General features: G+C 31.8%; 14 protein-coding genes. 13 read left to right on the top strand and 1 reads right to left on the bottom strand.

Annotated features, from left to right (window positions below; all coding sequences use genetic code 11):
- The 5 genes from Trichorick_RS08315 to Trichorick_RS08295 form a co-directional block, all read left to right on the top strand.
- Nucleotides 1-364, top strand: a 364-nt coding sequence (locus Trichorick_RS08315; RefSeq protein ID WP_323739195.1) for a conjugal transfer protein TraD, incomplete at its 5' end; no start/stop codon positions are given.
- 305 nt (nt 365-669) lie between these two features.
- Nucleotides 670-954, top strand: coding sequence for a hypothetical protein (locus Trichorick_RS08310; RefSeq protein ID WP_323739194.1), 285 nt, complete (start codon nt 670-672; stop codon nt 952-954).
- Between the two features lie 20 nt (nt 955-974).
- A complete protein-coding gene (locus Trichorick_RS08305) occupies nt 975-1,175 on the top strand; it encodes a hypothetical protein (protein WP_323739193.1) in 201 nt (66 codons plus the stop codon).
- On the top strand, nt 1,172-2,155 hold the full coding sequence (locus Trichorick_RS08300) for an Rpn family recombination-promoting nuclease/putative transposase (RefSeq protein WP_323739192.1): 984 nt from the start codon (nt 1,172-1,174) through the stop codon (nt 2,153-2,155). The genes Trichorick_RS08305 and Trichorick_RS08300 overlap by 4 nt, the downstream gene beginning before the upstream one ends.
- Nucleotides 2,156-2,310: 155 nt before the next feature.
- Nucleotides 2,311-2,523, top strand: a complete 213-nt coding sequence (locus Trichorick_RS08295) for a WGR domain-containing protein (RefSeq protein ID WP_323739191.1) — start codon at nt 2,311-2,313, stop codon at nt 2,521-2,523.
- Nucleotides 2,524-2,662: 139 nt separating this feature from the next.
- On the opposite strand, the gene tmk is transcribed toward Trichorick_RS08295, so the two are convergent.
- On the bottom strand, nt 2,663-3,352 hold the full coding sequence (gene tmk, locus Trichorick_RS08290) for a dTMP kinase (RefSeq protein WP_323739190.1): 690 nt from the start codon (nt 3,350-3,352) through the stop codon (nt 2,663-2,665).
- A 732-nt stretch (nt 3,353-4,084) separates the two neighbouring features.
- On the opposite strand from tmk, the gene ltrA reads away from it, so the two are divergent.
- The 8 genes from ltrA (at nt 4,085) to Trichorick_RS08250 (ending at nt 22,451) form a co-directional block, all read left to right on the top strand.
- Entirely contained in the window at nt 4,085-5,443 is a 1,359-nt protein-coding gene (gene ltrA, locus Trichorick_RS08285) for a group II intron reverse transcriptase/maturase (protein WP_323739189.1), read from the top strand.
- 234 nt (nt 5,444-5,677) lie between these two features.
- Nucleotides 5,678-6,568: an Rpn family recombination-promoting nuclease/putative transposase gene (locus Trichorick_RS08280; protein ID WP_323739188.1), complete on the top strand. Its 891-nt coding sequence runs from the start codon at nt 5,678-5,680 to the stop codon at nt 6,566-6,568.
- On the top strand, nt 6,565-6,717 hold the full coding sequence (locus Trichorick_RS08275; protein ID WP_323739187.1) for a hypothetical protein: 153 nt from the start codon (nt 6,565-6,567) through the stop codon (nt 6,715-6,717). Before Trichorick_RS08280 ends, Trichorick_RS08275 begins: the two co-directional genes overlap by 4 nt.
- Nucleotides 6,718-6,808: 91 nt before the next feature.
- A complete protein-coding gene (locus Trichorick_RS08270) occupies nt 6,809-7,210 on the top strand; it encodes a DUF1398 family protein (protein ID WP_323739186.1) in 402 nt (133 codons plus the stop codon).
- Nucleotides 7,211-7,440: 230 nt separating this feature from the next.
- Nucleotides 7,441-9,030 (top strand): hypothetical protein, encoded by a 1,590-nt coding sequence (locus Trichorick_RS08265; protein ID WP_323739185.1) that lies wholly within the window; start codon nt 7,441-7,443, stop codon nt 9,028-9,030.
- Nucleotides 9,031-9,933: 903 nt separating this feature from the next.
- Nucleotides 9,934-21,579, top strand: coding sequence for a tetratricopeptide repeat protein (locus Trichorick_RS08260; RefSeq protein ID WP_323739184.1), 11,646 nt, complete (start codon nt 9,934-9,936; stop codon nt 21,577-21,579).
- A 316-nt stretch (nt 21,580-21,895) separates the two neighbouring features.
- Nucleotides 21,896-22,159: a hypothetical protein gene (locus Trichorick_RS08255; RefSeq protein ID WP_323739183.1), complete on the top strand. Its 264-nt coding sequence runs from the start codon at nt 21,896-21,898 to the stop codon at nt 22,157-22,159.
- Nucleotides 22,152-22,451: a hypothetical protein gene (locus tag Trichorick_RS08250; RefSeq protein ID WP_323739182.1), complete on the top strand. Its 300-nt coding sequence runs from the start codon at nt 22,152-22,154 to the stop codon at nt 22,449-22,451. The genes Trichorick_RS08255 and Trichorick_RS08250 overlap by 8 nt, the downstream gene beginning before the upstream one ends.
- Nucleotides 22,452-23,084: the final 633 nt, after the last annotated feature.

Genomic DNA, 23,084 nt, shown 5'->3' with positions numbered 1-23,084 from the left:
AATGCGCACTAGGCATTTAATTGAAGTAGGCGGATTAGTTACTAAAGCAGGTTTAGATTATTTACCTACTAATACTCTTTACGGTGCATTATTATCAATTGCTTCATCATTAGAAACTAATCAAACAATTAAAGATGAATGGACTAAAATCGGTAAAACTAAATTAGATCAAGAGCAAACAAATAAGCATGCCGTGATTTTAAAGTTTGAACAAGAACCGAGTAATGATATTCGCAAGATCATTAGAAATCATGGTTTAAAATGGAATAAGCTTCGCTCCGAATGGTACGGCTATTGCTCTAATGTTGATTCTTTAAAAAATAACCTTGGGACAAATAAATACCAATTTGAACAAATTGGTTAACTACGCTTAATTTAAACTAAGCATATTGAATCGGCATATTGCATTTTACAAGTAATTATTCGCTGTAGTACCCACCCTCTGAATAGTTACAAGAAATTAAAAAAGGCGCCAGGTAGCGTACGTATTGAAAAACTGATAAACGAAATCTTAAACGGTAATTTTCAAAACGAGGAAGAAGAAGTTATAGCAAATCAAAACGGCAAAACCATAGCCGTTTGGAAAAAAGGCGGAATATTCTTCTCTAAAAATATCAACTTTAATAAACAAAAGTTGACCAAATTGCTCATGGAATTTTTTAAAGATGAATGATCAAACATACAAAAAGGTTAGAAACTATGAATTTTACTCAAACCGACCAAAATACGTTAGCGGCATTCTCAGAGCACCCTTTGTCTTCTTTATTTTATCAATATATCAATACCTTAGAAGAACATCATTTTCATAAAGAAACAGAAGATTTGCTGCAAGTTGCAAGGCGGTATTACTTACCTGAAAATCGTGATATTATAGCCAAAATTATTATTGAAATGAAAAAAGCCGCTTTGTCGGAAGAACTATATAAATTTAAACAATTAGTATTGGAATTATAAAATTCAATATAAGTAAAAAAATGAATGCAACTAAAATTAGCCGTACACAAATAGCAAAATTACTCGGAGTTTCAGTAAGTGAGGTAATAAAAATACATAATAGTCTAATTGCCAAAGGTTATATTAAAGCGTTAAACAAAGACGGGGCTTCCGAACTCACCGTTCCCGATCCAAACATAGCAACAAAAATGCATCGTAATCCTATAAAATTTACATTATGACCGTCAATAACAAACCTAGACATGATAAACTATTTCGTAAGGCTCTTGAGAATCCAATAGTCGCTTATGAGTTTATTGAAGCTCATTTACCGCAAGAAATACTGAGCATCCTAGATGTTAAAACTCTCAAGCTAGAGAAAGAAAGTTTTATCGAACCCGATCTAACTAACAGCATCTCCGATGTATTATTTTCTTGTAAGCTGGATAATGCAGGCAATAGCGGTGACGGTTATATATACCTCTTGTTGGAGCATCAAAGTACTCCAGACCCGCTAATGGCTTTTCGTCTGTTTAAATATATGATTAATATTTGTGATCGTTATTTAATAGAAAATCCAAAAAACAAGCATTTACCTTTAATATACCCCTTAGTATTATATAATGGGACTAAACCTTACAATGTTGCTCGTAATTTATGGGATTTATTTAATAATAAAGTGCTTGCTAAGCAGTTTTGGACGACAGATTATCAACTAGTAAATGTTCATGATATTCCAGATGAAGAATTTAAAAAAAGGATATGGTCAGGGATATTAGAATTTTTTCTCAAGCACATACATGAGCGACAATTACTTAAAAGATGGCAGGAAATTGCCGATATTCTTCCTGAGATAACTAAAGTTAGTATAGGCTACGACTATATACAAATGATACTTTACTATACTTTGACTGCTATCGATCAAAGTGATAAAATTGAATTGGAAAAAATGTTAATAACTACTTTAAATAAAGAGAAAGGAGCAGAGATTATGACTAGTTTAGCGCAAAGCTGGAAAGAAGAAGGTATCGAGATCGGTATCCAAGACGGTATCAAGATTGGTGAAAAAAGAGGCGAAGCTAGAGGCGAAGCTAGAGGCGAAGCTAGAGGAATTGAGAGAACTGCGATTAATATGCTCAAACAAAACCTCGACATTAAGCTTATTGCTTCCGTCACTGGTATGTCTACAGACGAACTTTTAAAACTGCAAAGTAAAATTTAAATATTTATATTCATTACTCATAATGATATACGGTAACCGTAAAAAGATAGAGTCTAAAGATGCCGCTATCGATAAAGACAAGCTGACTAAGGTTCTTTTATTCAGTACTTCAATATAGCTTCCTGAATGTATCTATTAATCGGTCTTTGTATCTCATGCAATATCGTTGGCTAAAAAACAATAAATATTACCATATTCATCTGCAATTAAATTTATTTGGCGGTACAAGCGTGGTATGCTCGTGGGGTAGTGTTAACAGCAAGCAAGGCGGATACAAAATTTTCTTTTGTTCTACCCAAGATGAAATAGACCAAATTCTTAGTTACGTTACTAAAAGGCGTAAATCTAGAGGATATGAATACTACTAGATTTTAGCGTTTCAAATTTGGGACAATAAAAAATACGGCAAAAACTTAGTAACTACCGGAATATTAGCCGATAAAGTATGCAACCCCCTAAAAATTGTATCTGGTTATATACCGGAGCAGTAACCTGAGCTTTAGGTAATTATAAAGAAAGTAATTGGATTACTTTATGATGCACTTCTTGAGGATCTAGACCGTCAGCGTCTATTCTGGCGATCCGGGAGCTATACCGCTCCGCTAATTGTTGAAAACCTTGAGAAACCTGCCAGTGAAACTCTAGGTTTTTAGCTTCGAATTTATTGACATCATTACGGCTCAAAGCTCGTTGTAAAGCTTTGGTAGACTCTACATCGATGAAGAAGGTAATATCCGGCATCAAATTCAACATTAAATCCTGATGCAACCGATATATTTTCTCCACGCCTACACCTTGCGCAAAGCCTTGATAACAAGCCGTAGAATCTATAAATCGATCACAGATTACCCAGTAACCTTCTCGCAGCTTGGGTAATATTAATTTGTTCACATGCTCAAATCTAGCGGCCATTACTAGCATTAATTCCGACATCGGCAGTAACTCTCGATTAACCACAATATTTCTTATAGCTTCGCTACTTTCAACACCGCCGATTTCTCTTGTCAGTACTACCTTGATATCGAACGATTGCAGGGAATCGTAAAGCATTTTACACTGCGTAGACTTACCGCACCCCTCTCCTCCTTCAAAGCTAATAAACTTTGCCTTACTACTATCGTATAGTTTACTATTAGTTGTCGTATTTTTATCTTTTGTTATCACCGTTATTACCTCGTAATTATTAGGTTTAATCATATTATTGCCTCAGTAACCCAAGAAAGCCTCCTTCGGCTTTCTTCTTGAGTTGCGCAAGCGGAGCAATCCTATATGTCAATGGTTTAAGCGTAGCGTCCATTGGTGCGATCGGCATGGTTAACGACTAACGGGTGTAAATCCCGTTCAGGCCTAGAAAGGAGGGAACTGATAGGTGAAAGCAAGGGTGCCTGAAGAAACATATAGTGGTTGCCGAACAGGAGAAAACAGCCAATTATATGCCAATGACGGATCTGGAGGAAGCTGGAACCAAACGAGCTATCTAAGTGAATGCGAACCTTTGAAAGGCTTATGCAAGGGGTAAGGTGCCCAATACCACCAAAGCCCGAAATCTTTTCCGTAACTTGCATGGGTATAGAAGGTAGATGAGTCGGAAATAGCCGTTAACCTTACCCGATGAAGGACCGTCTGTGTGAGTCGGTGTAACTACGACACCTTAAGCTCTAACTGGAGCAGTAATGTAGCCAGTATGCACAGAGGGTCTACAGATGAAGCCGTAGTAGTCGTAAAACTGAATGCCGAAGATAGGTATGGTGACATACCAGAGGATAAAACATTCAGAAAGTGCCGCAAGGTGAAGGCGAAGGGTGGAACATGTTAACGACGTATTGGAGATCATGAGAAGCCATCTTTATGAGATCCGCCTAAAGGCTCATTTCATCGCCTGAAACGTAGACATCAGGTATGGGGATGAGAAGGATTAGAGAAAGAAAGATGCGAAAGGAAAGCGACATGATAAACAATAAGTCACCCATAATACAACTCAAACTCCAATCTAAGGCTGAGAAGGAAAATCTCTATGAAGCATTGTGTACAAACTATGTGCTTTATGAAGGATTTTGCAATGTGAAGAAGAACCAGGGTGCTGCTGGGATAGACGCACAGAGTATCCGGGACTTCGAGGCAAATCTGGAGATAGAACTCGAACGCCTTAAGGAAGAACTAGTGAACTGGACGTACCAACCTCAACCTGTGAAGAGGGTAGAAATACCTAAATTAGAGAGAGGTGGAGTAAGATTGCTGGGAATTCCTTGTGTCCGAGATCGAGTTGTTCAAGCAGCGATCAAGAACCTAATAGAACCCCTTTTAGACCCACACTTATCTGAGTATAGCTATGGTTTTCGTCCAGGAAAGAACCAACGTCAAGCCATAGAAACAGCACAGCAAATTATGAGAGAAAGAGGGAAAGGAATCGTGGTGGATATAGACCTATCAAAATTTTTTGATAGAATCCATCATGATCGACTCATAGCTCGTCTTAGTAGGCAAATTCCAGATAAACGCATCTTACGTTTGATTGGAAAGATACTGCGTGGCGGGATTATGGAGGATGGGTTCGTTAAACCATCAAAGGAAGGAGCAGTTCAAGGTAGTCCACTCAGTCCCTTACTCAGCAATGTTGTTCTCGATGAGCTTGATAAGGAATTAGAGAGACGAGGCCTGGAATTTTGCCGCTTTGCTGATGACTGCAACATTTTCGTAAAGTCCATTAAATCTGGACGACGTGTGATGGACAGCATGAGCAGGTTTATTGAGAAGAAACTAAGGTTGGTGGTTAATGAGGAAAAGAGCAGAGTTGCTCCAACTTCGCAGGTTAGCTTTCTGGGAATGACACTAGTAGAAGGGATAATTGCTATTTCTCGCAAATCCATTCTTAAGGCCATGAAGAAAGTAAAAGATCTAACCCCTAGAGGTACTCATTGCACGTTGGTAGAAACGATCGAGGAGATTAACAAGTGGTACAGAGGTTGGTCAGGTTATTTTCTGATGACTCAGTACCCATCACAACTAGCCGCAATTGAAGCTCATATCCGACGTCGATTACGGTCTCGATTGATTGACCAACAAAAGAGCCGACGAAATCTTTTCAAGAAACTTATCCAACGGGGCGTGCCCCGTCCTACAGCAGCAGTGGCTTTTACTCATAAACGTCGATGGGCGTTATCTCAAACACGTGCAATGAGTAAAGCTTTTGGCAATCGATGGTTTATCCAAGAAATGAGACAATTCATACGTTCTCATGAATCTTACCCTCATTGGTTAGATCGCAGCAAATGGGTTCGTTTAACATGAAGAGCCGTATACGTGACCCGTACGTACGGTTCTGTGGGCAGACGAGGGTTAACAAACCCTCTCTGACCCGATATTTTTTATTATTGCTTTGCTAATTCTTGCTCTTTATACATAGCTTATTTTATTTCTTTAAAATTATTAATTTGATACATAAACTTATTGTTATTCTCTAGCTTATAAGGCTTACCTATGCTATACTAGAGCCATGTTTATATACAGTAAAATAAGTTAATTATGAATAGAATTTCGCCGCGCGTGGATGTCGCCTTCAAGAAAATTTTCGGAGTAGAAGAGAATAAAGACCTGCTTATTTCTCTAATAAATTCTATCGTATCCAACGAAGACCAAGTAGTCGATTTAACTCTACTTAACCCATACAATCCACAAAACTTTTACCGAGATAAGTTATCGGTGCTAGACATTAAAGCAAAAGGTATTGACGGTAAAAGATTTAATATTGAAATTCAAATTAGTGACGAAGCAGATTACGATAAAAGAGCTTTATATTACTGGGCTAAATTATATACCGAACAGTTAAGAGTAGCCGAAGACTATTCTTTGCTTTCTAAAGCTATAGGTATCCATATCCTTAATTTTGTTTCAATTCCTGATGCAGCCAAGTATCATAACGTATTTCATATTACCGAAAAGGATAGCGGCCTACTCTACTTTAAAGATTTAGAGCTTCATACCATTGAGCTTAAGAAATTCGCTGATAACTCTAATGAAGAATTATCTGATATACTCACAAAAGTGAAAAATTCTCTAGACGTGTGGCTAGCGTTTCTAACAAGGAATGATTTATTAAAAACCGATAACTTGCCTAAAATATTAGATAATCCTGAGCTTAAAAAAGCTATCAATGTGCTAGAGGTGATGAATTTTACGGATGCTGAGAGAGAAGCTTATGAAGAGCACCTTAAATGGCTTAGGATAGAAGCTAATACCTTGAAAAAGTATGGAGAAAAAGCTAAAGCTGAAGGTAGAGAGGAAGGTAGAGCTGAAGGAGAGATCAAAAAAGCTATAGAAATAGCTAAAAAAATGCTGGCTAAAAGAAAAACTATAGAAGAAATTATGGAATTTACTGATTTACCATTAGCTGAAATTGAGAAACTGAAATCATGAATAATTCTAAAATTTCTTGTGATGTAGAGACTGCTCTATTTAATTTGGTAATTAAAATGCTTGAACAAAATATTAACCTCCAACTAGTTTCCATGACTACAGGAATGAGCATTAATGCAGTAAACAGAATCAAGTTATTACTGCAATAATTTTTTATGATGAATCATAAAAATTTAAATCTTACCTGCTTTTATAATCCACCAAGACAAAAAGAATTAATAAGCTGACAAGAGTAATCATATGAATGATCAACAAAAGCAAGTTGCAGAATTGTGTAAACAAAGTGCAGAAGATAGCTCTATGGATTTTCCAGAAATAGTCAAACAACTTACTCAAGTAGGCTTTGATCGCTATATCGTTGATTTCTGTGGTGCAACCATTACATACTATCTCCCATGTGGAGAAAGTATAATGCTTAAGACTCATAAAGAGAAAATACTTGTTGCAGAGTACTTTGATATCAAGTCTATACAAACTGCTATTAAAGATGCGCAAATGAAAGTAGCTGGTTATACATACAATGGTTTCCGTGAACAAGTAATGAAAGCAGGCTGCATTGGATATATTGTTTCATTCTTGGGAGAACGTGTTGTCTATTTTGGACGCACCGGAGAAAACCACGTTGAATATTTTCCAAAATAATAAAAAATTTAGGATATTGGGTGGTAGTGTATAGAAAATGGATAAATACATATTACCAAAGACAAAGTACTTACTGCATTAGAAAGTATAATTTCTAATTTAACAATTCACCCAATAAATTAATAAATAAATTGTCATTATGAGTATACCTCACACAGACCAGTAAAATCTAGTATATTTTCCGTGCCTTACATTATCTATAATAGACTATTACTATAGAACCATTTGTAATGACCTTAGTACTTATGCCAAAAATGAAGAATCCTCATAGACTAAAGTATGATCAGTTAATAGCTTATATACGCAAATACGATGCTTCATCTTTAATTAGAATGATTATTAACTATGGAAGTATAATCAGCCAATATGATATTGGCAGTAAAGCCTACATTAATAATCTCAGGAAATCACCAAGTCATTACGAGCTAGATTCGTTGTGTATATGGGTTCATAGATATGGGCAATCTGGTAACAAAATAATAGATGAAGATTGTTTTATCAAATTATGTAGAAAGTTTAGAAAATCCAGAAATGGTATTGAATTGTATATTGAGAAGCAAGTACAGCAGACTAGCGTAAGTAGAGATGAAGGCATATTATTCAGAACACTAAGAAGAGCAGCCTTCCTCCAATTCCGGTATCAGAATCAACAACCTTATGAAGATTTAGCTAGACAATACATCATGTTTGTTAAATTAGATAAAGAAGGCGTTTTAAGCAAAAAATTTAGCAAACTCTCTACTATTAGTATTAAGGAGTTCTTATATACATATCTTATCTTACTGCTATTAATTGAGCAATATGGTGACATAGAGATACCATATATCGAAAAGAGTGAAATTTTACAAAAAATTCTTACATTTAATACTTTCAACGGTTTTTTTACGCTTCTAAGCAAAGGCATTAACAGTGCTAAAGATTTTATAAAAAATTACGAAGGTAAATTTAGTCATACAGATATTAATTTTCGTCTATTCGAACAAACACCATTTGAGCGTTATCCATTTTTCAAATTTAAAGATTATTATGCCTATTACCATAAACGACTATTATACGCAGCTATAGAAAATAATCTGTACGATATTTGCAAAGAGGTAGATCCTAATATGTGTGGAGAGTTTAGCAAAGTAACTTCAGAGGGAGGATTTGGTCAGATATTTGAAGGATATGTACATAAAGCTTTAGAATATTATACATCTGATAAAAAAGAAGAACTTATAATATATAATACCCAAAATATTAGGGAAAAACTCTTGTTAAACAAAAAGGATTCTTGTGTTGATTTTTTAGTTATAGAAGACAATACTGGTGTTCTTATTGAGTGCAAATCTACCGAATATCATAAAAAGTCAAGAATTATACAAAATAAAGAATCAAGAACTACCGCACTGAAAGTACAAATTATTAAAGCCGTACAACAGATTATACATACTATAGATAAACTCTTAGATAAAAAACCAGTAGTAATAGATAAAGTAAAAACGCTGTACGGTATAGTGATAACATATAAGCAATATTATTTAGGTTCAGGAGAGAGCCTTTACAATGAAATGAGTGAATTACTGCCTATTGAACCTAAAATATCTGCTAAAAATTTGTTCTTTTTATCAATAAGTGAATTTGACTATTTAATTGCCGCAGCAAGAGCAAATAACACAACGCTATCTAAAATTTTATCAGGACTTACTGATTCTGACCATAATAATAGTCTCATGTTTTCAATGGGTCTTGATAAAATTTGTAATAATACGACTTATAGAGCTCAATATCTAACTGATGCTTTAGAAGAGATGCATGCCAATGCTATAAAGCACGATTAAAATTTATGTTTTAAGTACATCCAAAAAATACATCACTTAATGAACAGTTTTAAACAAAATAATTGTTCGTTTTAGGTCTAATTTTAGTTAATATACTAAAATCATCGACAGCATATCCAAAATATACATTTTATGACTAAAATCGGCTACGCTCGCACCTCTACCATAGAACAAAATTTGGATTCACAACGCAAAAAATAAAGCTATTTATAAAGTACGATCGCCTGTTATTAGTCAAGATAAGATTAAGCAGCATTTATTAGAAGGTAAACGCTCTACTCAGATTACAAAAAGATTTAGAAATATAATTATTATGATAATATTTCTTATAACTCTATAATATAATCCTTAAATCATGGCGTAATTATCGCCTCATAGCATATACATTAATTCCTTATATAGTATGAGTTAGCTTTGTGGGTTACCTTAATTTAATAATATGTAAATCCCATATCTAGTTATTTAGAAATAATTTTATATTTCTTAAATAGACCTCTTGCATAACCTAAAGGAAAGAATCTTAACCTTTCCTTTAGGTTATGCAAGAGGTCTATTTAAGAAGTTGGACGTTATTTTGAGAAGCCACAATTTTATGTTTGTGATACATTAGTTTTTAAAAATTTTGTTGCAATGCTTAGATACAGATAAGCAATTTTTTATCAACCTTTTTATATCTTACTATTTTATAGTTCCTATTTTGCTGAACTGCTCCTTCATAGTCTGCTGAACTCAGCTCTGAAAATGATAATTAAATATAGTTGTTTATTTGTTATGTCTAAAATTTAATTTATTAGATATAAACCAATTCTTGTTGCAATAAAATTAGTCTTTCTCATAATCTGTACCTTTGGTTCAATACTAAGTTAGTATTCATACTATAAGTTACATTTCAGAGTAAAGTTTATGAAAGCCAATATAATTGATAAAATTGATCGCCAAAGTAGTCTTTTAACTCATAAAAATTTCTACCGAATTACAACTGATACTCAAGAACGTTTAAGATACTTCAATGAAAAAATTAAAAATTCCAATAAATTATCTCCTTTAGAAATGAATGAGCTCAATTATGCTTTAACTGAGGGTAATCTAAGTAATGAACTCCAAATAGAAATCTTAAATATACTATCAGAACTCTTGCAGTATCAAACATTACCTAAATCATCATTAGATATAATTAAGACTCTAACTCTAGATAACAAACAATCAATTAATAAATTAGCCCAAAATATAATAAATTCTGCAAATAGCAAGATCAAAGAAGCTCAAAGCAGAGATAGTTTAAGTCTTGTAAAATATTACCAAACTAAAGAATCAGATTTAATAGATATTGATCCTAAGAAATTAAAAAATATAAATAATGATTTAGTAAAAGTTATTCCTGTTGGAATCGATACAAAAGTAAAAATTATATTCTCTGAAAATATCAAAGCTTTTTTAATTAAACAAAATCAAAAAATTGAAATCAAATACAAAAATTTACCTGATAATCTAAAAAAAATTAGTACACCAGAGCTATTTAATGCTTTTCTTAAAGATGCTTATATAAAATTAGCAACTTATAGCGATGGTGATGTAAAATTTTATATTTATCAACGCCTTAAAGGAGGAGGAAAAGGTACTGATTTTAACAACCAAGGCGTAGAAGAATATAATAAAGGCAATTATGAAAAAGCATTAGAATATTTTTCTAAGGCTATCTCAGAAGATAATAATGAAAATATCTTTAAAAATAATAAATCAGATGCTTTAAATCAAATAGGAATAAAACTAGATAGCCAAGCTAAGTATACTGAAGCAATAAACAGATTTAATGAAGCATACACTATATGTACTAGCGGTTATAAAAGTGAACAAGTGTTCAAAAATAATAGAGATCATAGTAAAGCAAAAGCATTAAATATAGAAGGCAATAAATTGCATGAAGCCGGTCAATATGATGAAGCAATTAAAAAATATGATGCTGCTTATGATATATGCCCTGCCGATAGAGATAAAGATTTTTATAAAAATCAAAAGTCTTCTGCTTTAAATGCGCTAGGAGATAAATACTATAATAGCAAAGAATACTTAAAAGCAATCGAATATTATGATAAAGCTTATAATACAACTAATAAATCATACAGTGAAGCACTATACTTAAGTAATAAAGCTCATGCATTAAAGAATCTTGAGAGATATGACGAAGCTATAGAATATTTTGATAAAGCTTATTCTAAAAAATCTAATCAATCTTATAAAGACGGTAAAGCTTCTGCTTTAAATGCGTTAGGAGATAAATACTATAATAACAAAGAATATTTAAAAGCAATCGAATATTATGATAAAGCTATCACCATTAAATCTGATAAGCTTTATTTTTGCAATAAAGCATTCGCGTTTAGTCAACTAAAACGTTATAAAGAGGCTATAGAATCAGCTGATAAAGCTCTAAGTATAGATTCCAATTATAGCTCTGCTAAAGACAGAAAAGCCACGGCTTTGAATGCAATAGCTATTGAGCTAGATAATCAGAGTAAATACGATGATGCTATTAAGTATTATGATGCTGCAATCTCTGTTAAAAATGAAGCAGCGTATAATTCAAACAAAGCCGGGGCTTACAACAGCTTAAAACAATACAATAAAGCTATTGATTCTGCTAATAGAGCTTTAGAAATAGACTCAAATCATAGCTACGCTAAAGATAAAAAAACCTACGCATTAAATCAGATTGGTAACAACCTATACAATGAGGAAAAATACGATGAAGCAATAAAAAAATACGATGAAGCTATCTCTATAAAACCTGGAGAGGCTGCCTATTACAGTAATAAAGGAAATGCTTTATATAAATTACAAAAATATCAAGAGTCGATACCTTTCTATGAAAAAGCAATTGAATTGAATTCAACCGATACAAGTTATTTTAATAATAAAGTACTTGCATTAGCTCTAGCAGTACAAAAACAAAAAAAGAATTTGTCTCTACAAGACAATATCTTTCTTAAGCAAGCATTACTATCAGACGATATACTACATCAAAAAAATGGATGTTTAGCCTTATCATACGCAGCAGAAAACGGACAAAAACTACCAGTGTTCATTATTAATAACTTATTAGAAATTAGTAACAAGCAAGAATTGGGTGAGATATGTGAGTATAGTTCGAAAGCAGTTAAGCATAGTTTATTAAACGATAAACAAATTCAAATCGATTCGTCAATTATTGATCTACTAGAAGAGGGACTAAAACATTCTAATATAAATGTAAGAGATAATATTATTTTTTCATTAGGATATGTTGTAAGAAACGGGGTTAAAATATCAAATTCTGTAATTCATATTATAGAAGATAACTTAGTTTGTAATCAGAGTATTGAATCAAGCGTTGATGCGTTGTACGCTATTTTAGGCACAAATAATAAAATAGATTTAAAGATCAAAACTGCCAAATCTCTTTTAAACATAGGCGTCAACTCAAATTATAGTTTTAAATTACAAAAACAGTCTTTGGAATGTTTAGTACAATTATTAAGAAATGGAAAAGTACTTTCTTCTGAAGTAACAAAAGATCTATCATTAGTTTTAGAGAATCAGTATCCTGAATTTAGAAGCTTAGGGCTAGAAATTACAGAACATTATTTAAAAAATAGCGGTTCTAATTGTCTATTACCTAATAATTTAATTGATTCTTTAGTGTATGTACTTGAAACAGATACGTTACCTGTTCTAACCATTCTAAAGCAAGTTTCTCAAAGACAAAAATTTCCTGATCCGGCTCTAGCTTCTCTTAGCAATACTTTAATATCTACAGACAATGATTTAACTAGATCTAAGACCTTAGAAATATTAGAGGATCAGCATAATAAATTTGTTTTAAAAAATGATATAAAATACTTAGTAAGAATAGAAGAAGAAGCGAGAATATTAATTAGTAATGAAAAATCTAAAAGAAAAATAGAATCTTTAAAATTCTTACAAGATCAAGCTAAATCAGGCAAATATTTAACCCAAAATTGTCTCAGAACATTAGAGCAATTACTATTAACGGCAGAAAAAGAATTAAAGCTAGCATGTTCACTTTTAATTAGTTCTATCGTTTCAAATGGACAAGAATTACCTAAAAATTTATCTAATGTCATTGCAGGAGAAATTGTACGAAACAATGAATTATATAAGAAAGAGTCTTTATTATCTAAAATAAACGTTTTCAAGTCAAAAGAAGGTATAGACTCTACAGACCTAGTATCCAGTCTATTTAAGGTAATACAAGATACCGAGTATGTACCGGAGAACACTATAACGGCATTTGAAACTTGTCTAATAAAAAATCAATCTGAAATTGTTTATAATTATGCAATTCAAGGCCTCAAAGTCTTAACTCAGAGGGGCTACAAATTAAGCGAAGAAGGAATAGAGAATTGCGTAGATATACTTAAAAACATATCTAAGAAAGATCTAGCGGATGATTTAAGTATTATATTAAAGAATACATCAAAAGATCAAATTCTTGATAAAAAAGCTTTTGATGAAATATTTAAGCTACTTGCTTCTAATGATTATATACAAGATAATTTAATAAATATTATAGAGTATAGCTTAAGTAAAAATAATATAAAAGAATCTGGATATGAGTTTGATTCAAAAAAATTAAATATTTTAGAAAAACTAATTAAAACAAATCAAGTAAATAGCAGTTTATTAAGAATAATAGACGCTATACCTCAAAAAACTCCTTTCCTTAGTGATTATATAATATTTGAGAAGTGCCTACAAAATTTAAATATAGGCAATAACGAAGAAAAAATTGCTGCAGTTGTTCAGTTACAGAGTTTGATAAAAAAAGGTTATCCGTTAGCTCCTAAAGTAATTGAAATCCTGCAACAAAATTTAGAAACCAAAGGCGCAGTCGATTGTTTAGAATTAGTAATAGATAACGACCAAAAACTTATACGATATCTTAATCCCGAATTTTTATCAAAAAAATTTAATCTCGAAGATTATTTAACTCGTAGCAGTATTATCCAGAAATGTATAGATCACGAAAAGATTTTCTCAGAGGCGGCAGTTAATAATTTATCAAGGTTATTGATCGATACAAAATTGGAAATTAAAGATTCAGCCGTTAGAATATTGAGTAGTTTAAGCAAGAGCCAATCTTTACCTATTAACGTTCTAAACTTAATTGCTCTAGAAGATAATATTACGGAAGATAATTTACCGGTATTAAAGATAGTATGTGAACGCTTAGGTCGCTTGGAAGAACTTTCCGATAATCACATACAGAAACTAAATATAATCTTATCTTATTCAGACGAAGAGTTATTTTATGAAGGTAGTCAGGTAGCATTAGGTGTAATAGAAAGTGGCTCAGCTCTTCCTGGCGAGTTGATTAACAAGGTAATTGCTAAAATTAGCAATTATAAATTTGCTTCCGATTGGCTAACTGCTTTATCAAATATAACATTACCCCATAATTCAGAAACAATCTATCACAATAAAATCAGCGATTGCTTAGAAGAGAATGATCTTCAAATAAAATCTGAAACTCTTAAAAGTTTAAAGTGTATTGCAGAATTTAATAAACTGCCGGATTCAATACAAATACAAATGCTACGCTGCATTAATCCTTTAACCGGAGAATATGATAGAGACTTTATAAGTAAAGAAGCCATTGGATCACTAGGAATTTATTATTCAAAAAGCCATGTAAATACTGAATTAAAAAGCAAATTTAGTAATATTTTGGAACAAATTGCCACATCATATTTACCTGAAAGCTTAGTGAATAAATTATCTCAATATCCGGAAGATAAAAAATCCTATATTTTAAGTAGTATTATAAGTAGTGATTTAAGCGATTTTAAAATTTTTAAACGCACTCCAATTATTGAAGCTCCTAGAGAAATTTTATTATGCAAACTTTTAATTGGAGGTAATACTGATGATATAAGTTTATCAAAGTTTTTTGAGAATTTTGCATTATTTGAGAATAATAACCACTATAAACTTTATGATCAAGATCGCGATCAAATTTTAAGATTACTAATTTTTCAAAAAGAAAAATATGCTTTAAATCTAGAACAAATCAACGATTGTCTAAAATTTTTATCTGTTGATTACAGTAACGTTAATAAGCCAACTTTTCTAAGTGACAATTGCTTTAGTCAGTTACAATCTAACTGGCTAAGAACATTGCTACAAAAGCATCTTAACAATGATAATTTATCCCAAAATAAGATTAAGGATTTATTAGAATCTTTTGAATCTAACAAATTTCATACAGCATTGATTGAAAAATTATGTTCAAAATTATCAATACCTAAAAAGGATTATAAAAATATTATTGATCAAATACTGTCCTTTTTAGAATTCATAAAAGAAAATAATGTAAGCCAATCTCGATTACTAGAAACTGTATTATCTAGAATACCGTTAAATAAAAATAGTCTATCAGAATGGGAAAAAGACTTATCCAAACAGATATTAAAAGATAGATTTAGACATAACGGAGAAAATGGATGCAAATTATTGGAAGCGGGATGGGATCTAAGAAGTACACAGGAGCTTATAGAAGAAATTCACAGTAAAAAAGTTGATACCGATATCGTAAAACAAGCTTTTGATATAATAAGCGGATATAGAATCCAGAAAGATTTTAACGATTCAAGTAATACTACAATAAATTCTATATTTAGTAATTATAAGCCTAGTGAGTGGATCAAGAAATTACATAAATTAGCTATTTCGGCAAACTTTTCTTCATCAACTATAGAGAAAGATATAGTAACTTTACTTAAAGATATTAAGGAGAGTAATCCAGAAATCAACATTTCTAAGCTAGAAAATCAGTATAATGCAATAAATAATCACTATGAAGAAATAAAAAACTGGAAAGAAAGAGATATAGAATTATGGGTAGATAACGAATGTAAAATTAGAGCTTTTGAAAAAGAATTTTTACCTAAAATGTTAGCGGTCTTATCTAAAGTAAACATAATAACTAGCGGAAACAAACCTAGAGCAACACAGCTTCTATCATTACTAATGATGATGGATGCAAAACATGATAAAGGAAGAATAGCCCAAATAGCAACCGGAGAAGGTAAATCTACTATAGTAGCCATGCTCGCAGCAGTTAAGGCCTTACAAGGTGAGAAAGTAGATATAATAACTAGTTCTGAAGTATTAGCAGCTAGAGACGCAGAAGAGAAAAAGTCTTTTTTTAACTTATTAAAATTAACGGTAACCGATAATAGCAAAAATAATGCTCCGGACTGTTATAAAGCAAATATCGTATATGGTGATATAACTGATTTTGAAGGTGATTTGTTAAGACATGAATTTAACAGACTTAGTACTAAAGGAGATAGAGGGTTCGGTACCGTAATAGTTGATGAAGTTGATAGTATGTGCATAGATAATCTTGGAAGCAGCACAAGACTAGGTAGTCATTTTGTCGGCTTAGAATATTTAGATATATTATTAGTTACAGTATGGCAACAATTAGACATGTTAGATAAGCAGATTACACGACATGAAGGAAAATTAATATATTTACCTCCTGAGCTAAAAATAGAAAACGGCAAAATATTACCTATATCTGAAGATGTAGAAGTCGATACCGACCAAATAATAGAAATTGATGATCGTAGATCTTTTACAAAAAGTTTACTAAGATCAAATGTAGAAAAAATTGTTAACGAAAGTAGCAGCTCACCTTTAGAAAATCAGCTACGTATTCCTAAACATTTAATAAAGTTTGCTAAGATTGAACTGGATGACTGGGTTGATTCAGCTTACAGAGCTAAGCACTCGTACAATGAAAAGGAAGATTACGTTATTGCAAAAAGTAGAAGAGATGGGGAAAACGTTATAGCTCCGGTAGATTACCAAAATACAGGTGTAGTACAAGTTAGCACGACTTGGAATAACGGATTACATCAATTCTTACAAATTAAGCACGGACTAAAAATTACTGCTGAGAATTTAACTACCAGCTTTATATCTAATATAGGATATTTTAATAGATATATTAGTAAAAACCAAAACGGTGAAATTTTATCTAATAAAATCTATGGTTTAACAGGCACTTTAGGCTCAAATGATTCTCAAGAACTATTAAAAGATACTTATGCAGTAGATATAGTTTTTGTCCCTACCTATAAACAAAAACAATTTATCGAGCTACCTGCTATAGTAACTTCTTCATATTGGAACTGGAAAAGTAGCGTAGTCAAAAATATTCAAGAAGAAACTAATAAAGGTAGAGCAGCCCTAGTTATTTGTCAAACAATTGAAGATACGGAAAAAATAAGAGAAGAGTTAATAGGACAAGGATATCCTAGAAATAAAATTCGTGTTTACGGTAGAAGCGATAACGATGATAGTAAAGTAATACAAAATGCTATAGATGTAGGCGATGTGATAATAGCCACTAATCTTGCAGGTAGAGGGACCGATATAAAAACAACCGAAGCACTAGAAAAAAACGGCGGGTTACATGTCTGTGTAACTTTTCTCCCAACTAATTTAAGAGTAGAAGAGCAAAATTTTGGTAGAACATCAAGGCAAGGAAAATCCGGTACTGCACAGTTAGTATTATGGAATAACGGTCAACGAGTATTTCAGAATGACGATAATATAGAAAATATTAAAAGTGAACGTGATGAAGCAGAAAGTAAAAGATTAGAACGAATAAAATCTTCAGAAATTGAAAGAATAAAAATTAAAGATGATCTATTTAAAAATTTCTGTGAATTAATGAATAGTCTTAAAAATATTGAAAATAACTCATATAAATTGACGTGCTTAGAAGAACAATGGGGGGTATGGCTAAGAAGTCTTGATTTAGATGATAAAGAAAAACCTTTAGATATCAAAAATATTTGGAATCAATTTAAAGACTTCGAACTTAAATTATCAAGCGGTTACACAAACGGTACAGTAGTACACAACCCTTTTTCTCATATAGAAAATGCTAATGATTTATTAAATAATAAAAAATATAAAGATTCTATTGAATACTACGATAAAGCTATAGATCTAGATCCGGTATTTAGTTTTGCTGCACATTATAATAAAGCGTATGCTTTAATTCAACTTAAAGAACATAACTTTAAACAAAGAGCATTAACTGAGTTAAAACAAGCTGCTAATAAAATAGAACAATATATTTCTCCACAAATGCAAGCAGTACAAGTAGTGTTTGCTCAAGTTTATCAAGCTAATAATAATAAAAATCCCAATGATACCGAATTATACAAACAAGTAGTTGAAAGATGCGATATAATTAATAATTTTACTGGATATATTAATCATGCCGTTGCCGTACTTGAAGACAGCTTAAGACCAGAAAATAAAGATCATGAAATTAAGATTAGTAATACTAAAAATTTAAAATATTTTGTTGATCAAAACATAGCTTCTAAAGGAACAATTAATCAAATAAAAGAAGCTGGTCTTATCCAATTTTATGAACTAAATTCAAAACCTCCTACACCATGGCTTAAGATTACAGCTGTAGCTGGTCTAGGTTTATTACAGGCTACCGCAGGAGCATTTATTACCGTATTTTCAGCAGGCACAGCAGTGCAAATTGGTAGTGCACTAATGTGTGAAGGTATTTCCGATTTAATTTATGCTACACAAGCAGCAGTCACCGGCCATTTTAGTTGGACTCAATATGCAACACAAAAAGCAATCAGCATGACTGTAAGTATGGTATGCATGGGATGGAGCGCATTAAAAGCTGGCGCAAAAGCAGCTAAAGAAGGTCTAGTAACCGGAGCAAAAGCTCTAAAAAATGTTGCTGTCAACGGATTTAAACGTGTTGCAAGTAAAATTACCGGAAAACAATTAGAACAAACAGTTGTAAAAGGTTTGTTAAAAGAAGGATTGAAAACAGCTGCTAAACAAGTAGGAGTTAAAATCGCAGAAAAAGGAGTAGAAAGACTAGCGATATACGGTGTAAATAAAGTAATAGAAAATATATTAGACGGTATTAAAAGTCATACCGCTCAACATTTTAGACAGCACTTTTCAGAAAAATTAAATAGTAATAACACAGTCTTAGTTGTAGATAGCTTAATAGCCATAGACTCTTATCTTGGCAATAATCACTGGCAAAATCATATCAAAAGATCGGCAATGGAGATAATTAATCCTCAAAAGAATCATTGGTTATCTCACTTTGAGTCCGGATTAAAACAAATACTGCCTAAGGTTGCAGGTCACTATGATCAAGGTTTAGGTAATACTTTAAATAGCATCACTAAAATATCTGAGTTTACTGAGTTTACTACAAGTTTAAGTAAGTTAGTATTTAGTTTTTACGGTCAGTTTCATCAATCATTAGAAAATACTCACACACTAAAAGCATTTGATCCTTCAAAAAACGGCTTAAATAGTTTGGAACATTTAATCCGAGATATAAATCATAATGAAATATCTGAGGTAGATGCACAGAAAATCGTTATTTTATTACATGAACAAGGAGTAATTAACAACAAAGGAGAATTTGATTCTAAGGTATTATTCGGTGACTTTAAAGAAGGATTTACGCATGTTAGCCAAAGAAAAATACTTGTCACCTCTATAAAATCGAGCTCAGTAAAAAATAAAATTAATTCTATCAACGATATTAACTTAGGAGAAGATTATAAGAAGCATAAACCACAGATAATTGAGTTATGCAAAAAAACCCATAATCAACTTACTACAGACCATAAATTTTTAAGAAATAAGCTCTATCATGAAATTTCAGAAGAATTAATCGGTAGCATTTTAAATATCTTCAATGATTACATGATCAGGCCTGCGACCAACAGATTTATTGAACAACAAGTAGGCAACATCTCTGGAATGATTCAGGAACACTTTAATGGCATCACTTTTGCAGAGGAAGCAAGTCAATATAGAAGTAAGTATCAGATTTCACTTAACGTAAACAATATAGGAAATGATGTGATAGATGAAAAAATTACACACTTATCGGAAGAAAAAAAGGAATTAGTACGTAAAAAAATCAAAACACAAAAAGGTGATATAACCGATTTAGGTGCTATTGCTTCGAAATTAGAAAGACCTATAGCAATATATAAGAACGGTGAACTGTATGACATCATTGGTGATAGTAACCAAGGAGAACCTATAAAATTGGATTATGATCCTAGAAATGGGGGACACTGGAGTCCTCACGGTGTTAGAGATTTTGAGAATCAAGAATTAAATAACTGTTTGTTTGAAGCTATTAGTTATGAAGCTAAAAAACAAAATATAGAGGCTGCTAATTCCTTAGATTTAAAAGTTTATGCTGCCTTAGACAAAGTAGAAAATACCGAAAAATATAAAGATATAGAATTATATTTTAATCATTTAGCATCTTATAATAAATCAGAACTAATGATGCAGGGCGGTGGAGTTTTAAATGAATCAGAAAGAATTCAACAAATCAAAGGGACTAAATCAAAACAGAATTATTTAAACAATAAAATAAATGAAATGGAGAAAAAAGGTACTATACCCAAAGAAACACTTGATTCTATAAGAAGCACTATTAGTAAAACTTCTTCTGCAGAAGAATTAAATAAAGCAGCTGTTTTTTTATATTTATTAGAAAAGTGTGGAAATGTTAACTCAAAATATCCTAATGAAATTCTTTCCGGAGGATTCATCGAGATTGATGATAACGGAGAGCTTTATAATAAATTCAAGAGTATGGGTTACAAAGAAAGAAACTTTGGTGAACAAGCTAGTAAAATACAAGAATTATCAAAAAGACAAGACTTCCTTAAAAAATTGATAGAATCAAAAGATGGTACAATTATTAGTGATGGCCAATTCTATTATACTAAACATGGTAATAAGATTTCAGTGAATTACACTAATTATAGTGATCTTGATAGCGAAACAGATATACATGAATATTCCGTTGAAACTTTTAAACAGGAGCAAAAAAAAGTAGAAGCTGAACTAAAACAAAATAATAAAGCAATTTCAATACAAGCTGGAGATATATTTAAAGAAATAAAAGTAGAACAAATTAATGGGAAAACCAGAGTTAAATTAGATGCTAATCAGTATCCACATGATCCAAAATTGACAATTGTACCTTATTTAGGTGTAAAAGTTAAAGGTGTAGATTTAAGCACAGATTTATGCCAAGTTAACATTGACAATACAGGATGTGATATAGAAAATAAATTATTAGATAACGCAAGTGCGAGTATTGGAATAAAAAACACTAATTTGAGTGTTGGAGCTACAATCAGTAAAGGTAATGGATTGAGTGGAAATCTTGGTCATAAATACTTAAACGCTAGCGTAAATAAAGATGAAATTGATATGAGTATTCCAGTTCCGATTTTTGTTGTAGGTGGTATTAATATCGGAAGTAATAGCACATCAACATTATTAAAAAGAGCTTACAATCGGGTAAATCCTTTTCACATAGGAGAAACAACTGGCCAATACGGCTACTCAAAGCATACAAAAGATAAGCCAATTATAACAAATATACAAGAATTAAAGCATGAAGGAGAAATGTCATCTGATGAAGAACAAATATAAGCACTTCAATTTTATAATGGTTTCCAATAGAAAGACCTGATATTTATATGATAATCGGTACTATAATCATAATAATTTCAGTTTATCTAATAACTTGTTTGAAACTTAAAGACTCCAAAAATAATTAACGAAATAAATGTGCTAAAAATACAAATACAGGATATTTTTTATAAAATCAATTGATACTGGCTTTGGAACGGATTTTTTAAAATTAATAGCCAAAAAAGTTTTTGGAACGCAAGAAGTTTATAATTATTGCTAATTTAGTATAATAGTGATATAATAAATCCCTAAGATACTAAATTAAGATTTCACCATGTCATTACATCCACAAGTAAAAGTAGTAGGAAACAACGGTCAATTATCTCTAGGTAAAGAATTTGCCGGTCAAATGGTATTAATAGAGCAGTTAGATAAAGGTACTTGGCTTATAAAGAAAGGAGAGTTTATTGCAGATTCCGAAAAGTGGTTATATCAGGCCGACAATTTGGCTAAATTAGATAAAGCTTTATCTTGGGCAGAAACCAACAACCCAAACGAAAACTTTGACGAAATAGCCAAGAAAATTGAAAATGACTAAAATTAAAATAGATCTAAATAACCCAGAGTTTCAAAAAGACTTATTCTTTCTTCAAAAAAATGAGCAATTAGCGTTAATTAAAACTTTAAGGAAGATAAGTAGCTTAACTTGGGATGATTTATATAAAGATCAAGGATTAAAATGGGAAGCTATTATATATAAAACTACAAAAGCTGGACAACGTATTTATTCTTTTAGATTCTCTCAAAAATATAGAGTTTTAGCCTTGAGGGAGGATTTTTATCTACGTTTACTTACCTTACATACAGATCACGATAGCACGTATAAATAACGTCCATTAGCTAGCATATAAAAAGCCTTGCGCAAACTTAGGTTAAATTACAGAAGTGGGACAAAAGCGAACTACACTCATAAATTCCTATTCATTTGGCATCCGGTGACGGTAGCCCTATTTTTCTGGCAACACGTTCCCTTTTTACTTTTGTAGTTATCACTTTGTTTGTTTTAGTCTATGATGTGATGGATAAAACCATAAAACATTGTGGTTCTTAACGTCAATAGTTGGCTTTTATTGCATACAAGTGCGAGCCAAATCCGACATGGACTGCCATTTTTCTTCAATTGTTACCCTCTAACTCCAAAATTATCTCAAAGTTTTCTGTACGCATAAGTATTATTATACGATCAGATGTTTTTAGAGAATTTAGTGCAAATACGCTTACTGCTAAGATAGTAGATATTTAAAAAAGGTAATTTATTCTAAGATATTTTATGGAATGGAGGTAAATAAGTACGAAATAACAGGGAATTTATGCTCTCTAGTTCGCTTTTGCCCCACTTCTGTAATTTAACCCTTTTTTTGTACTTTTATAATAGATTGATATAACTGTTCTTTTGTATAGGGCTTAATTAGGTAATCTTTTACGCCCAATGCTGCTGCTTTTTTTAACTGTTTTTTGTCTTC

This window comes from Candidatus Trichorickettsia mobilis, assembly GCF_034366785.1.
Taxonomy (GTDB): domain Bacteria; phylum Pseudomonadota; class Alphaproteobacteria; order Rickettsiales; family Rickettsiaceae; genus Trichorickettsia; species Trichorickettsia mobilis_A.
Note: the sequence above shows the minus strand (reverse complement) of the source record. Positions and strands in the feature narration are given on the sequence as shown.

Coding starts and splice junctions, on each gene's coding strand:
- Trichorick_RS08310 (WP_323739194.1), top strand. CDS start 670: ATGATCAAACATACAAAAAGGTTAGAAACTATGAATTTTACTCAAACC.
- Trichorick_RS08305 (WP_323739193.1), top strand. CDS start 975: ATGAATGCAACTAAAATTAGCCGTACACAAATAGCAAAATTACTCGGA.
- Trichorick_RS08300 (WP_323739192.1), top strand. CDS start 1,172: ATGACCGTCAATAACAAACCTAGACATGATAAACTATTTCGTAAGGCT.
- Trichorick_RS08295 (WP_323739191.1), top strand. CDS start 2,311: ATGCAATATCGTTGGCTAAAAAACAATAAATATTACCATATTCATCTG.
- tmk (WP_323739190.1), bottom strand. CDS start 3,352: ATGATTAAACCTAATAATTACGAGGTAATAACGGTGATAACAAAAGAT.
- ltrA (WP_323739189.1), top strand. CDS start 4,085: ATGCGAAAGGAAAGCGACATGATAAACAATAAGTCACCCATAATACAA.
- Trichorick_RS08280 (WP_323739188.1), top strand. CDS start 5,678: ATGAATAGAATTTCGCCGCGCGTGGATGTCGCCTTCAAGAAAATTTTC.
- Trichorick_RS08275 (WP_323739187.1), top strand. CDS start 6,565: ATGAATAATTCTAAAATTTCTTGTGATGTAGAGACTGCTCTATTTAAT.
- Trichorick_RS08270 (WP_323739186.1), top strand. CDS start 6,809: ATGAATGATCAACAAAAGCAAGTTGCAGAATTGTGTAAACAAAGTGCA.
- Trichorick_RS08265 (WP_323739185.1), top strand. CDS start 7,441: ATGACCTTAGTACTTATGCCAAAAATGAAGAATCCTCATAGACTAAAG.
- Trichorick_RS08260 (WP_323739184.1), top strand. CDS start 9,934: ATGAAAGCCAATATAATTGATAAAATTGATCGCCAAAGTAGTCTTTTA.
- Trichorick_RS08255 (WP_323739183.1), top strand. CDS start 21,896: ATGTCATTACATCCACAAGTAAAAGTAGTAGGAAACAACGGTCAATTA.
- Trichorick_RS08250 (WP_323739182.1), top strand. CDS start 22,152: ATGACTAAAATTAAAATAGATCTAAATAACCCAGAGTTTCAAAAAGAC.